Consider the following 14574-nt stretch of genomic DNA (forward strand, 5'->3'; position numbering starts at 1 on the left):
AGGGGGAGCTTGATGGCGATGCCTGCATCGGCATCAAGAGGGGGGAATCCGGCACGGACATTACCCCCACCACCACATCTCGCCTTCGGCTCGTGCGGCCTCCTCCCCGGCGCATTTTAGTGCGCTACCGCTGCGCTGCTTGAGCGCAATTGGGGAGGTATATTTTCTTTCCACCGAAAATGTATTGGCGCACCGCGCCAAACTTTTCGGTGAAATCCCTAGCGCCATCCCGCGTCGATCCAGTAGCCATGTCCGGTGCACAGCGACGCATCGTCCGACGCCAGAAACAGCGCCAGAGACGCCACATGCTTAGGCTCGATCCGACCCGGCAAGCATTGCGATTCGACGATCTGGCGCTCACCTTCGGGGGTGTACCACTTCATCTGGCGCGGGGTTTTGACATTGCCCGGAATGATCGAGGTGACGCGGATATTGTCGGGACCAAGCTCACGCGCCAGCGCGCGGGTCATGCCCTCGATGCCCGCCTTGGCGGTCTCATAAAGCACCAGATCGGGCAGACCTAAGTGCCAGGAGATCGAGCCAAAATTGATGATCGCGCCCCCACCCGCAGCCTTCATGCCCGGTGCAATGACGCGCGTCGTCATGGCCAGATGCTTGAGGTTAACAGCGATGTTCTTATCGAAAAATTCCGAGGTCACTTCCGACAGGGTGTGACGGTCATCGCGGGCGGCATTGTTCAGCAGAATGTTAACCGGCCCATCGGCCAGAACGGCGGCCAGCGCGGCTTCTAAGGCCGGGGTGTCGGTCAGATCGCACTTATAGAATGTGGGGGCTACCCCCAGCACGCCGGTATCGAGCGTGGCCGATACCTCATCGACCAGATCGATAAAGTGAACGCGCGCGCCTTGCTGCACAAAGGCCGTCACAAGGCCCGCCCCGATGCCGGAACCGCCGCCCGTGATGAGTACTTTTTTACCTTTAAGGCTTGGATAGATTGCCGACGACATCGGTCCCCATACTTTCTTTAGTTGTATTTATTTTTTACGCGACCGCGTCGTGCGGCTGTACTTTTTTGGTATTCAGCAGGCCGCGACCGGCCAGATTTTGCATCAGGTCAACAATGCCGTAGGCCCACGGTGCCGCGTCTTTCGAGGTCACCACGCGGTTGGTAAGGGTGCCAAGCTTTGGCGACGATACGCTGACGATATCGCCGACCTTATGGGTGAAACCACGGCCCGGAACGTCACGGTCCTGGGTTGGGGCAAATAGCGTGCCCATCATCAGGATAAAGCCATCGGGATATTGATGCTCACTCAGGGTCTGGCGCACCAGTTCCAACGGATCGCGGCTGATCTCAGTCATGCTCGACTTGCCCTTAAGCACATAGCCTTCAGGGCCGGTGATATCGAGATCAAGCTTGGCCTGACGGACATCGTCAATGCCAAACGTGTCGTCAAACATGCGGATGAACGGCCCAAGGCCGGTCGAAGCGTTATTGTCCTTGGCCTTACCCAGCAGCAGCGCCGAACGACCTTCAAAGCAGCGCAGATTGACATCGTTGCCGAGCATGGCCCCAACCGGACGGCCCTTGGGATCGACCACCAGAACCACTTCGGGTTCGGGGTTGTTCCAGGTCGAATCCGATCGAATACCGACTTCGTCGCCCCAACCGATCGATGACAACACCGGCCCCTTGGTGAACACTTCGGCGTCCGGGCCAATCGCCACTTCGAGATATTGCGACCACATGCCATCGGCAATCAGGGCATCTTTCAGCTTGGCGGCATCTTGGGACCCCGGCACGACCGAGCGGATATCGGCCCCGATACGCTCTTTCAGGGCATCACGGATGCCTTGCGCCTTATCGGCATCGCCGCGGGCGCGCTCTTCGATGACGCGCTCAACCGCCGACACAGCGAAGGTGACCCCGGCTGCCTTGACGCATTGCAGATCAATCGGTGACAGCAGTTTGTCTTTAGATGCCTCACCCGACCATGTGGTCGTGAAGTTAAAGCCTTCGAGGTCACCGAGCAGTTTCCCGCCGCTGGGCGCACCCTTTTCAGGCCACACCGCCATCAGTTGCGCCACGGTCGGCGCCACCGGCGTCATGTCATAAACCTTACCACCGCGCACCATAACCGGCGTCGGGCCTTCCGGCAGAAGGATGCGTCCGATCAGGGTTGCGTCGCGCCAGTCCTGCGGAAGGGCGCTGATCAGGCTGTGGTCGGCATTTGGCATGGCCTTGTTTTTCCTCAATTTTTCTTGTGCGCATTTGGGCAAAACGCACACACTCAACGTCATGGCGGATCTGGCATTTTTGCCAAAACCGTCAAAATTGAACGCGCCGTTAGCTTTTACGCCATGATAGCGCTACCATTTGCGCTGCCGACAGGCTCATGTCAAGCCAAAACACTCATATCGCAGTGCGAATTTTGGGGCCATCCCCATCAGATTTTACATGACGTATAAAAACTCAGGTATCACTTACCGCAGCCGACGATTGGCGCTCAATCAGGGAGAAATCCCGGATTTCACGGATCGGCGTATAGGACACGCCGGTACGCTTGGCCCGGATCTGATCCAGCAACAGTTTAAGCGCCAAAGCCGACATGTCCGAGATCGGCTGACGCACCGTCGTCAGTTCCGGCCAGACCATGGTCGCCATGGCCGTGTCATCGAATCCCACGATCGAGACCTGCGACGGAACGTCCAGACCCAGCCGATGGGCGGTCGCCACGGCCCCTGCGGCCATATCATCGTTGGAGGCGAAAATCGCCGTTGGCCGTTCCTCACGCCCCAGCAGGGTTTCGGCGGCATCAAAGCCGGAGCGATAGGTGAAATAACCCTGCACCACATCCGAATCGTCAACCTCAAGCCCGGCCTTGGCCATGGCCGCCACAAAGCCGTCATAGCGAAGCTGGCTGCCGTAGTTATTCGGGTGCCCCTTGATGAAGCCGATCCGGCGGTGCCCCAGCGCGATCAGGCGCTTAGTCATCGAATAGGCGGCCTTATAGTCGTCAATACTGACCGAGGTTATATCCGGTGAGGGCCGCGCCGTCGCCACGCCCACAAACGGGATATTGAGATCCTTAAGCGCCTTGGCCACGCGCGTTGAATCCGACAGGGGTGCGGGCAAGACAACTCCGTCTGTGCCGGTGGATTTCAACTTCTCAATCGCCGACGCCGCCCCTTCGGGGCCGTCACAGCTTTCAATAGTCAACTGGCAACCGCTCTGGGCGCTTTGCTCAAGGATGCCTAACAAAAACTCGCTGAGATAGGCTGAGGACGGGTTGGAATACAAAAGCGCCACCCGCGCCACATCCTGCGTCGCCAGACTGCGCGCCGCCATATTCGGCGAATAGTTGAGCGCCTCAACCGAGGCCAGTACCTTTTGACGGGTTTCCTCACGCACATTTTTTTCGCCATTGATGACCCGCGACACGGTCATGGGCGATACGCCCACATGACGCGCCACATCATGAATAGTCACTATATTGCCGCCGCGACGCCCGACTTTTCTCGCCAAGTTGTTCCCCTAGCTTATTCATTTTATTACCACTCGCTTTCCCCGGCGATGATAATGAAAATGATATGTAATCAACCAGCTATAGCCATAATCCGCTTTGGCGCTCAAAGCAAACGGCGCGATTTTCACATGTAAAATCTTTTCCACCTTGCCAATTTTGCGTTTTTGCGCTTAATTTATCCTACAAATATCAAAGGCTTGTTCGGCACGCATCTTCGCAAACGCAAAATTAAGTTTGCACCGTCTCCGAAAAGACAGGCCCAAAAATATAACGGGAAGCAACTATGGTACGGGAAGGTTTAATTGCGGCTGGGGTCTCGGCCGCCATGTTAGCGCTCACATCAATCAGCCTGGCGCAAACCCCAGCGCCCGCCCCTAAACCGGCCACGGCACCGGTCTATGCCTGGCAAAATGTCGAAATCCTGGGCGGTGGCTTTGTACCGGGCGTGGTGTTTCATCCGACCGAAAAGGGCCTGGTCTATGCCCGCACTGACATTGGCGGGGCCTATCGCTTTGATCCCGTAGCTGGCCGTTGGGTCCAGATGCTCGATTTTCTGGGCAAGGCCGATTCGCAGCTTTATGGTGTGCTCTCGATCGGTCTCGATCCCCAAAAACCTGATCGCGTTTATCTGGCCGCCGGTGAATATCTCGGCGGCAATGCCCGTAAAGGCGCGATCCTGATTTCCAAGGATCGCGGCAAGACCTTCACCAAGACCGAACTGCCGTTCTGGCTGGGCGGCAATGCCGATGGCCGCTCTACCGGTGAGCGCCTTGTGGTCGATCCGAAAAACCCGCAAACCCTGTGGCTGGGCACCAGCCGCGACGGCCTGTGGCGCAGCGAGGATGCAGGTCTGACGTGGACAAAGACTGCCCTGCCCGCCGACCATATCCTGTGGGCACTACCGGACGGTAAAGGCAGTCTCTATGCCGGTGCGGAGGCCAGGGACGGCAAAAGCCTTTATGTCTCAAAGGACGGCGGCACCTCATGGGCGGCGGTTTCGGGCACACCCAAGGGCCTGATGCCCCACCACGCGGAATTCGATGCGGGCGGCAAGTTGTTCCTGACGTTTTCGGATAGTGTCGGCCCCAACGGCGTCAAGGACGGCGCGGTCAAGACCTATGATCCGACTACCGGCAAATGGGACGACATCACCCCGCTTAAGCCCACAGCGGAAACCTTCGGCTATGCGGGCCTGTCGCTGGACAGGCAAAAACCCGGCACGCTGGTGGTCTCGACCCTTAACCGCTGGGGTTCAGGCGATGAGATTTTCCGCTCGACCAATGGCGGCAAATCGTGGACGCCGCTCAGCAAAAAATCGACATTCGACACATCCCAAGCCCCATGGTTACTGCCCTATGCGGGCGGCAGCCATGACCACCTCGGCCACTGGATCGGCGATATCGATATCGATCCGTTTGATTCCAGCCGGGTGTTCTACGTCACTGGCTATGGCCTGTGGGAAAACCGCGAATTGGCCAGCTTTGATACCGGTTCAAAGCTCAACTGGCGCTTTACCAATCAGGGACTGGAAGAAACCGCCGTTCTGGAACTGGTCTCGCCACCGGTGGGCGCACCCGTGTTTTCGGCGCTGGGCGATATCGGCGGGTTCCGCCATGACGACCTGACCTCGGCCCAGAATTCGACCTATTTCCATCCCAATGGCGTCCACACGCGCGGCATGGATTTCGCCGAGGCCAAGCCCAGCCTGATCGTGCGCACCTCCGACCGGCCGCCGTTTGGCTATTATTCCGAAGATGGCGGAAAGACCTGGACCGGCTTTGCGTCACGCCCCCCCACCGTCACCGGCACTGATTACCAGACTATGGGCATTGGGGTATCGGCAGACGGCGCGTCGTGGGTGTGGATGCCCGCCAAGTCTGAGCCCTATGTGTCTACCGACAAAGGCCAGACCTGGGTCAAATCGACGGGCGCACCGGTCAACAGTGAAAGCCATATCTTCCCGATTGCCGACCGGGTGAACCCTAAGAAATTCTACCTTTATGATAACCGCAAAAAGACGGTCTATGCCTCCGAAGACGATGGGTTGACGTTCAAGGTCGCCACAATGAGCGCCGTCGATTGGGGCGGACGGATGAGGGCCGCTCCCGGCCATGAGGGCCATCTTTGGGTCGGCGGCTGGAACGCGCTTAATGTCTCCGATGACGGCGGCAAGACCTTTTCCACTCTGCCCGGTTTTCAGGAAGCCTGGTCGGTAGCCTTTGGCAAATCGGCTCCGGGTGAAACCTATCCGGCCCTGTTTGTGTGGGGTAAGCTTAATGACCGCGAAGGGCTTTATTTCTCATCCGATCTGGGGGCACGCTGGGTCAGGCTGACCACGCCGTCAAAGCAGTTCGGCTCGATCCGCGGCGTCATGGCGGGCGACCCCAAGGTGTTTGGCCGACTCTATATCGGCACGGATGGTAGGGGTGTATTGTATGGTGATTTCAAACTGCCGGAAGCGGCCAATAAATAGGGGGATATCATGCGGGCTTTATTGATGGCCATTGCGACCTTGAGTGTAGCGGCTCCGGCAGAGGCGCAGGTCGCTTTTGACCATATCTTCAACGACCATGCCGTTTTGCAACGGGACACGCCGGTTAAGGTTTGGGGCCGAGCGGCTGCGAACGCGCCGGTCACGGTTGAACTGGCAGGCGCGTCGGTACCTGTAACCGCCGACGCCAAGGGTGAGTGGGCGGTGACCCTGCCCGCCACCAAGGCCGGTGGGCCATACACCCTTAAGGCCACCAGCGGTTCTGCGACCACAACCCTGAACGATGTCGTCATGGGCGATGTCTGGCTGTGTTCGGGCCAATCGAACATGGAATTTCAGACCAAATACGCCACCAATGCCTATAACGAGATCCAGAACTCGGCCAATCCTGATATTCGCTTTGTGACGGTCGATCGGAATGCACAACCAAACCCGCTGGACACCTTGCCCAAGCGCCTTGAGTGGCGCGCAGTCGGGCCGGAGACAACCGGCGATACCTCGGCGGTGTGCTATTACATGGCCAAGGCACTGCAAAAAACCCAAAACGCCCCCATCGGCATGATCCATTCGTCATGGGGCGGTACCACCATTCAGTCGTGGATGTCCGAGCCTGCCCTGCGCGATCTGAAAACCTATGATCAGGGCCTTGAGACCTTGAAAACCTACAGCCGCGATCAGGCTCGCGCTAAAACCGAGTGGCAGGCGGTCATGCTCGACTGGTGGCAGGCCAATGAACCTGACGCCAAGCTTAAGGCGACCTGGGCAACGCGCGATTTCGACGACCGCGACTGGGACACAATCACCGCCAATGGCTTCTGGGAAAGTGCAGGCAAGCCGGAGCTAACCTATTTCGACGGGGTGATCTGGTACCGCGGCTCGGTCACGCTGACAGCCGCACAGGCAAAACAGGCCGCCACGATTGAACTCGGCCCCGTAGATGACGGCGACACCACCTTTGTCAACGGCAAGGTCGTCGGGGCGACCGAAAGCTGGAACGCGCCGCGCACCTACGCCATCCCCAAGGGGACGCTTAAGGCCGGTAAAAACGTCATTGCCGTCCGCGCCTATGATTCCGGCGGGGGCGGAGGATTGTGGGGCAAGCCCCAAGACCGGCGCATCGCCTTTGCGGACGGATCGAGCATCACCCTGCCCGCCCAGTGGAAATATAAGGTCTCGGCCCCGCTGTCGGCGCTTAAAAATTCACCCACGACACCGTGGCTTGCGAACAGCGGCCTGACCAACCTTTATAATGGTATGATCGCCCCAATTGCGCCTTACACCCTCAAAGGGGCAGCGTGGTATCAGGGCGAGGCCAATGTCTCACAGGCTGCCGAATATGCCCGCCTGCTGCCCGCAATGATTAAGGATTGGCGCAGAGCATTCGATGCCCCTGACCTGCCGTTTCTGGTCGTGCAACTGGCCAATTTCGGGCCAGTGGCCAAGTTGCCAGTACAATCGGCATGGGCCGAACTGCGCGAAGCCCAGCGTCAAACCGTTAATAATGATTCGAAAACCGGACTGGCCGTCACCATAGATATTGGTGACCGCGTCGATATCCACCCGACCCAAAAAAACGTGGTGGGGCAGCGTCTGGCACTGGCGGCGCGCAAAGTCGCCTATGGTGAGGCTGTCGTCTCCGGTGGCCCGCAGCCGGTGACCGTCGTGCGCAGCGGCACCGATATCGTCATCACCTTTGATGCCGCACTCAGAGCCTATTCCTCGGCTCAGGCCATCGGGTTTGAAGTGTGTGATGCGGCCAAAACCTGCCGGTTCACGGCCACCGATGTGTCGGGCATGACCGTCACGCTCAAAGCCGCCAATACACCGCAGGCCAAATTCGTGCGCTATGCCTGGGCCGACGCACCCTATGTTAATCTCTATTCCGACCAGGATCTGCCCGCTATTCCGTTTGAAGAGGCCATTCCATGACCCCCACCCGTCGCGATCTTCTGGCCTCCGGTTCGGCGCTGACTGCCGCCGCAATGGCACCTGCCGTCCAAGCTAAACCCGTCAAATTCAAACCGACCTGGGAGTCTTTGTCTGAGAACTATCAGACCCCGGAATGGTTTAAGGACGCCAAGCTCGGCATCTGGGCGCACTGGGGGCCGCAGTGCGTGCCGGAGGCCGGCGACTGGTATGGCCGCCAGATGTATATGCAGGGCAATCATTATTACGATCACCACGTCAAACACTATGGTCACCCCAGCAAAACCGGCTTTATGGAGATCATTGGTCAGTGGCGCGCCGAAAAGTGGGAGCCGGAAAAACTGATCCAGCTCTATAAGGCGGCGGGCGCGAAATATTTCGTGGCTATGGCCAATCACCACGACAACCTCGATCTGTTCGATTCCAAATATCACGCCTGGAACAGTGTCCGCGTCGGCCCAAAAAAGGATATTGTAGGTACTTGGGAAAAGCTGGTGAAGGCGCAAGGGTTGCGCTTTGGCGTCTCCAATCACTCGGCCCATGCTTGGCATTGGTGGCAGACGGCCTATGGCTATGACGCCGAGGGGCCGATGCAGGGCGTGCGCTATGACGCCTTCCGCCTGACCAAAAAAGACGGCAAGGGCACATGGTGGGAGGGCCTCGACCCGCAGGAACTTTATACCGGCCCGGCCGAGGGCATGGTCCCGCCCGATGGCATTACCTCCATCAAAGACATGCAGGCGTTTAACGACAAGACCTCCGGCGACTGGACCGAAGCTCAGCCGAAGAATAACCCCTATTACGCCAAGCAGTGGCTCGCTCGTCAGAACGACCTGATGGATAAGTACAAACCCGATTTTGTCTATATGGACAACTATGTCACGCCACTAGCCGGTGTCGGGCTTGAGGCCACCGCCTATTTCTATAACCAATCCACCAAATGGCACGGCAAAAACGAAGCTGTGGTGACTGGTAACAAATTGGATGCCACTCAGGCCAAGGCCCTGACCAACAATGTCGAGCGCGGGGCGTCGGCCTACCTGCGGCCTGAATACTGGCAGACCTGCACCTGCATTGGCAACTGGCACTACGACCGCGCCCTTTATGAGCGCGATGGCTATAAATCGGCCAAGCAGGTTATCCAGTTGTTGATCGATGCGGTCTCAAAGAATGGCAACCTGTTGCTGTCGATTCCGATTCGCGGCAATGGGGAAATCGACGAGAAAGAAGTGGCGATCCTTAAGGACATGGCGGCGTGGATGGCCGTCAATGGCGAGGCTATCTTTGGCACCCGCGCCTGGCATACTTTTGGCGAAGGCCCAACCGAAGTCGGCGCCGGTCACCAGAACGAAGCCGCTGCCAAACCTTTTACCGATAAGGATATTCGCTTCACCACCAAGGACGGCGCGCTTTATGCGCTGGCTCAGGACTGGCCCGAAGGCGGGCAGATGCTCATAACCACGTTCGCAAAAAATACGCTCACTTCCAAAGCCACTATTGAACGTGTCGAACTTTTGGGTATAGCTCAACCTCTGGAATTTGAATTGTCTCCAGACGGACTAAATGTGAAACTGCCCGCTCAGCGTCCGGCCGCAACGCCGGTGCTGAAAATCACCGGCCAGACTCTGGTTTAGTCCGCCCATAAGGAACCCGCGCCTTAATGCCTGTTGATGACCCCTGCTGCCCGATCAGCCGCTATGCGCGCCAATTGCGTAATTATATGTGGGCGGTCGAGGACATGATCTGCGAACAAAAGCTGGAACAGGCCCGCAAGGTCGAGGCCGTCAGGGCGTGGCTGGTGAGCCTGAACATCGATCCCGACCGGCCCCTGCCGTTCAAGCGCAAATAACACCCCCCGCCGGAGCGATCCGGCGGGGGTTTTTCTTTAAAATCAGGCTCGAATATAAGATTGGGAGATTTGAGTCATATAATAGCCGGCAAGCGCCGCAGGTACATTTAGTACCTGCAAGCGCAGACTGCGTATTAGATGGCCAAAGACCGCAATCTTACCGCTTCACGGTCACAGCCTTGCCCGTATAGGTCACGGTCCGGTCGGCTGCGTCAAAGTCGGTGGTTTTGCCACCGTCCTTGATAAAGCGGACCTTGAACGTGCGGTTGGCCACCATGCCCTTATAGCTGCCCGAACGCGCCCCGATCTTCAGTTCGCCGGTCTTGTCGTTATAGGCAAACGGGATACGGCTGAACTGCCCCTTGATGTAGGCATTGGAGACACCGTCATCTTCATAGAGGCTATAGCTGCCGTCGGCGCCGGTATAGACGTTGAGGGTCAGCGGTGCGTCCGGTGTTTCGTCGACATACTGCATGACCGGCCCCATAGGCACGATCGCACCGGATTTGACAAACAGCGGGATCTGATCGAGCGGCGCGTCAACCGTGATCGTCTGACCGCCTGTGGTTTTCGCGCCGGTATAGGCATTATACCAGTCAGCGCCCATCGGCAGGTAGACACTGCGCGACGTCGCCTGATACTTCGTCACCGGAGCGACCAGGATCGACTTGCCGAACATATACTGGTCGTTGACGTTCTTAGCCTTGGCGTCCGTCGGGAAATCAAGGGCAAAGCCGCGCATAATCGGCGCCGAAGTATAGTGGCTGTCGGCCGCCGCCGAATAGATATACGGCATCAGGCGGTAGCGCAGTTCCAGGAACCACACCATGTTGGCGCGCATGGGCGAGCCTTCGGGCGAGATTTCGTGGATTTCCCGCTTCACCCCTTCGCCGTGTGAGCGCATCAGGGGGCTAAACGTCCCGAACTGCCACCAGCGCTGGTTCAGCTCACGCCATTCTTTCAGGTCTTCGGCGGTGCCAGTGCCGCCAGCGGCACGGTTCTCTTGGAGCCCACCGACATCGCTACCCTGAAAACGCGTTTCCTGCGCATAACCACCGATGTCGTGCGTCCAGTTGGGCACGCCGGAGAAGCCCGTCTGCACACCGGCTGAGATCTGATCGAACAGGTTGTCCCAGGTGCCGACGACATCGCCCGACCACAGGGCCGCCGCGTTGCGTTGCACACCGGCAAAACCTGAGCGGGTCAGGATGAACTGGCGCGTATCGGGCTGATCGACCTTGAGGCCGTCATACATGGCCTGCGTGTTCATGGTGGCATAGGCATTGTGAACCAGAGCGCCCGGCCCCATCTGGGTCGGGGTGATCAGTTCAGCGAACTCTTCCGGTGAGGTATTTGAGCGGACGTCAGGCTCGGTATTGTCCATCCACCACGCATCGAAGCCATATTTCACCAGACCTTCTTTCATCTGGCGGTAATAGATGTCGCGGGCTTCTTTGTTATAGGGCGAATAGTGGCTGTTGAGATAGCCCGGGCCGACCCAGTCCTTATAGCCCAGTTCGACGTTCTTGGTCCACATATAGCCCTTGGCTTCGAACTCCTTATAGTTATCAGTGTTCGGATAGTACTTGCCCCAGATCGAAATCATGATGCGGGCGTTTTGCTTATGGACCTCATCGACCAGCTTTTGCGGATCGGGGAAGCGAATGGGGTCGAACTTGTGGCTGCCCCATTGATCCTGCGGCCAGTAGAACCAGTCCTGCACGATGTTGTCGATCGGCCATTTGTTGTCGCGGTAGGTTTTGAGCACGCCCAGCAACTGATCCTGGGTCTCATAGCGTTGACGCGACTGCCAGAAGCCGTAGGCCCATTTCGGCATCATCGGCGGGGTGCCGGTGACATGATGATAACCGCCGATCACGCCTTCGATATCTTTGCCCGCGATGAAATAGTAGTTCAGGCCCGTGCCTGCCTCAGAGGTAAAGCGCAGCGAGTGCTTATCGGCATCGGGTTCCGGGTTGGAGTGATGCAGGGAGATCAGGCCGCCTGACGGCTCCCATTCGAGGCTGAGCGGAACCGGCTTACCGGCCTCAAAGCTCTGCTCGAAATTGTTGTACCAGGCATTCCAGCCCATGCGCCAGATATCATGATCAAACAGGGTCTTGCCGTCGACTTTGAGGATCGCATAGTCAGACGCAAACAGGCGCATCTTATGCACGCCCGGTTGGTCGGACGTCATGGTGCCTTCCCAGACGACCTTGACCTTTTTGCCTGTCGTGGCTTCCTTGGAAAGTGCCGCGTCTTTCGGCCAATATTTGTCGACATCGCTCAGGAACTGGTAGCGGATATCCGGCTCGCTGCGGGTCAGAATCAGCTTACCGTCGACATAGTACTTGGCGGTCAAACCGGCCTTGCCGTCCAGCCCTTGCAATTTAAGGTCGCGGCTGGCCAGACCGAAGCGGATCGGGTTACCAAAGCGTGTGACCGAGTTGTTGTCCCACAGGATGCCGTAGTTCATGTCGGAGACGACAAACGGAATGCCGATGTCCATATTGTGCTGGCGCAGTTCGACATCTTCGCCGTTCAGGTTCATCTGGGCGTTCTGGTGCTGGCCCAGACCGTAGAAAACCTCAGACGTACCCTTATTGAACTGGGCATGGGTCGCGACATAGGGCTTACCCTCAACCATAACCGGCTTGATGTCGGCCTTGGCCTGCGTCAGCAGTGTCTTGCCGCTGGCGTCCTTGAAGGTTATCAGCCCGCTTTTCAGGGACACCACGGCCTTGGCCTTACCGGCATCAAGCGTGACGGTATCGGCAGCACCAGTGACCGTGAACTTGCCTTCGGGCTTGGCCATCGCCATCAGGGATTCGATCTGCGGGCGGGCCGGACCATCGACCGCCAGTACATGGATGATCGAGTCGTTAATGACCTCAAGGCGCACTTCCTTGGCGGGGCCCGCATCAGGCTTGACCACAATGCCGGTCGCTGTTTTTTCAAATGAGCCAGCAAGCGTCGTGCTGGCCATCAGTAATGCGACAAACGCCGGAGCATAGATAAATGGTTTCATAATCGTCTTCCCTGTATCGTTTAATAGGTAGCGAGTTTGATTTTAAGGACAGCCGGTTCCCCGGTCAGATTAAGGCCGTAGTCGGTCTGATCGCCGTTCCAGACGAAATCTACCACCCACTTGCCGTTTTCAAAATGGCCCTGCTCCACCGCGCGGAAGATCAGGTTCTTACCTTTTTGCTTGTCGCCCACGCCAAAATTGAGGCGGGCATGGACGCCAGTAACCAGAAACTCGTCTTCGGACAGTTGCGCGATGACGATACCGCCATTGGGCTTCTCACGGCCCGGCACCGGATCGATCTTACCCAGCCAAGCCCATTCGGTCAGGCCAAACTGCCACTCACCGTACATGACATCGACCTTCCACTTGCCGCCAAGGTCAATCGACTGCGGCTTGCGGTCGTCAGCTTCGGCCACACCCCAGACCGGCTTTTCCCAGGCGATTTTCGCCCAGTCGCGCATCATCGGCGCAAACAGGGCATACTTTTCGCGGAAAGGCTTCAACCCCTCATAGGTGATGTCTTTGCCGCCCAGCGGATAGTTGGTGTAGCCGGTATAGTCGATGCCGAAGGGTGAAAACCCTATCCCGCCACGGCCCAGCACGCTAAAAATATAGCGGGCAAACTCGCTGTCAGAGCCTGTTTCCGGTACGAACAGCGGATTGTTATGCTTTGAATAGTGGTTAAGGGCGGCCTCGTAATTGGCCGAGTCGCGCTTATAGATATCGGGGGCTACGATATCGATGGCCGGGGCCGCCGCCTGATAGATATCAATGACATTGTGGGTTGGCCCGCCCGACGAATAGGTCTCCGGCCCGACATCAAGCAAAGGCTCACGCAGGGCTGCGTTCACAAACATCGGCAGGTCATAGACCTTGCGTCCAGCTTCTGCGATCTCGTTGATGTAGCTGGCGATATACCAGGCGTGGAAATATTCATCAGCGTGCTTACCGAATACGTCCGCCCACGTCCCACCCTTAGCGATACCCTTCTTTTTCAGAAGCGCGTGAGGCACCTGACCAGCGAACACCTTCTCGGCCTTGGCCGAATAGTCACGCACCGAACCATAGGTGCCGCTCTCATTCTGCGGCTGGATCATGATGACCGTGTGCTGATCGCCGTCGATCTTTTTCAGGTGCGTCATCAGGGCGACGAAAGCCTTTTTGTCGGCCTCCAGCGTCGTGCGCTCCATCGGCGACAGGCAGTAGGACATGGTGCCGTCTTTTTTGGTGATGCGCGGGAAGCGCTTATTGTCCAGCTTCACCCAGTCCGGCGTATAGTTGGGCGAGGTATTCTTCCACGTCCCGAACCACAACAGCACCAGCCGGACATTGTTCGCGCGGGCTTGCTTAACCAGTTCATCGACATAGGAAAAATCGAACTGACCTTCTTTGGGCTCGATCTGCTCCCACGCCACCGGAATCTCCAGCGTATTGGCGTGGATGTCCTTCAATGCTGGCCAGACCTTGGGCAGTTGCGACGGATAGTTGGACGAATTATTGGCCTGCGCCCCCAGGATCAGATAGGGCGCACCGTCGACAAATAAAGCGGCCTTGCCATTCTTTTTTTCAATACGCGGCAGCTCATTCGCGACCTGCGCCAGTGTTGGCATTGCCGACGACACCACCATCAGGCTAGCACAGGCGCCCATCAGAAAACGACGCGTCAGCTTTGCGTGTGCGGATATCATACTGAATTTCCGGTTACCCGGCTCCCTCTGAAGTCATCATTTGTTTGCCGGGAATATACGCCAAGCGTGCGCCAGCGTCATGCGCCGCGCTCTCAGCCGCAAGT

The 14574-nt window shown here is 57.8% G+C and carries 9 protein-coding genes; 4 read left to right on the top strand and 5 right to left on the bottom strand.

Features of this window, described 5'->3' with window-relative positions; genetic code table 11:
- Positions 1-218: 218 nt before the first annotated feature.
- From OVA03_RS08225 to OVA03_RS08235, 3 genes are all read right to left on the bottom strand, one after another.
- Positions 219-968 (bottom strand): SDR family NAD(P)-dependent oxidoreductase, encoded by a 750-nt coding sequence (locus OVA03_RS08225; protein WP_267527635.1) that lies wholly within the window; start codon positions 966-968, stop codon positions 219-221.
- Between the two features lie 34 nt (positions 969-1002).
- Positions 1003-2199, bottom strand: coding sequence for a fumarylacetoacetate hydrolase family protein (locus OVA03_RS08230; RefSeq protein ID WP_267527636.1), 1197 nt, complete (start codon positions 2197-2199; stop codon positions 1003-1005).
- A 235-nt stretch (positions 2200-2434) separates the two neighbouring features.
- A complete protein-coding gene (locus tag OVA03_RS08235; protein WP_267527637.1) occupies positions 2435-3487 on the bottom strand; it encodes a LacI family DNA-binding transcriptional regulator in 1053 nt (350 codons plus the stop codon).
- A gap of 326 nt (positions 3488-3813) precedes the next feature.
- Between OVA03_RS08235 and OVA03_RS08240 the strand changes: the two genes are divergently transcribed.
- Genes OVA03_RS08240 through OVA03_RS08255 form a run of 4 tightly spaced genes read left to right on the top strand, consistent with a single transcriptional unit; the run spans position 3814 to position 9754 of the window.
- Complete coding sequence (locus OVA03_RS08240) at positions 3814-5961, top strand: sialidase family protein (protein WP_267527638.1); 2148 nt, start codon at positions 3814-3816, stop codon at positions 5959-5961.
- Positions 5962-5970: 9 nt separating this feature from the next.
- Entirely contained in the window at positions 5971-7908 is a 1938-nt protein-coding gene (locus OVA03_RS08245) for a sialate O-acetylesterase (protein ID WP_267527639.1), read from the top strand.
- Entirely contained in the window at positions 7905-9539 is a 1635-nt protein-coding gene (locus OVA03_RS08250) for an alpha-L-fucosidase (RefSeq protein ID WP_267527640.1), read from the top strand. The genes OVA03_RS08245 and OVA03_RS08250 overlap by 4 nt, the downstream gene beginning before the upstream one ends.
- Positions 9540-9565: 26 nt before the next feature.
- A complete protein-coding gene (locus OVA03_RS08255) occupies positions 9566-9754 on the top strand; it encodes a hypothetical protein (protein ID WP_267527641.1) in 189 nt (62 codons plus the stop codon).
- Positions 9755-9911: 157 nt separating this feature from the next.
- Here the strand turns inward: OVA03_RS08255 and OVA03_RS08260 are convergent, their stop codons facing one another.
- Both OVA03_RS08260 and OVA03_RS08265 read right to left on the bottom strand, forming a co-directional pair.
- Complete coding sequence (locus OVA03_RS08260; protein ID WP_267527642.1) at positions 9912-12782, bottom strand: TIM-barrel domain-containing protein; 2871 nt, start codon at positions 12780-12782, stop codon at positions 9912-9914.
- Positions 12783-12802: 20 nt separating this feature from the next.
- Positions 12803-14470, bottom strand: coding sequence for a DUF5597 domain-containing protein (locus tag OVA03_RS08265; protein WP_267527643.1), 1668 nt, complete (start codon positions 14468-14470; stop codon positions 12803-12805).
- Positions 14471-14574 lie beyond the last annotated feature (104 nt).

It is taken from the genome of Asticcacaulis sp. SL142 (assembly GCF_026625745.1).
Classification (GTDB): Bacteria; Pseudomonadota; Alphaproteobacteria; order Caulobacterales; family Caulobacteraceae; genus Asticcacaulis.

What these genes read in the sequence shown, in the direction of transcription:
- OVA03_RS08245 (WP_267527639.1), top strand. Translation starts at nt 5,971, where the DNA reads ATGCGGGCTTTATTGATGGCCATTGCGACCTTGAGTGTAGCGGCTCCG.
- OVA03_RS08240 (WP_267527638.1), top strand. Translation starts at nt 3,814, where the DNA reads ATGTTAGCGCTCACATCAATCAGCCTGGCGCAAACCCCAGCGCCCGCC.
- OVA03_RS08255 (WP_267527641.1), top strand. Translation starts at nt 9,566, where the DNA reads ATGCCTGTTGATGACCCCTGCTGCCCGATCAGCCGCTATGCGCGCCAA.
- OVA03_RS08250 (WP_267527640.1), top strand. Translation starts at nt 7,905, where the DNA reads ATGACCCCCACCCGTCGCGATCTTCTGGCCTCCGGTTCGGCGCTGACT.
- OVA03_RS08230 (WP_267527636.1), bottom strand. Translation starts at nt 2,199, where the DNA reads ATGCCAAATGCCGACCACAGCCTGATCAGCGCCCTTCCGCAGGACTGG.
- OVA03_RS08260 (WP_267527642.1), bottom strand. Translation starts at nt 12,782, where the DNA reads ATGAAACCATTTATCTATGCTCCGGCGTTTGTCGCATTACTGATGGCC.
- OVA03_RS08265 (WP_267527643.1), bottom strand. Translation starts at nt 14,470, where the DNA reads ATGATATCCGCACACGCAAAGCTGACGCGTCGTTTTCTGATGGGCGCC.
- OVA03_RS08225 (WP_267527635.1), bottom strand. Translation starts at nt 968, where the DNA reads ATGTCGTCGGCAATCTATCCAAGCCTTAAAGGTAAAAAAGTACTCATC.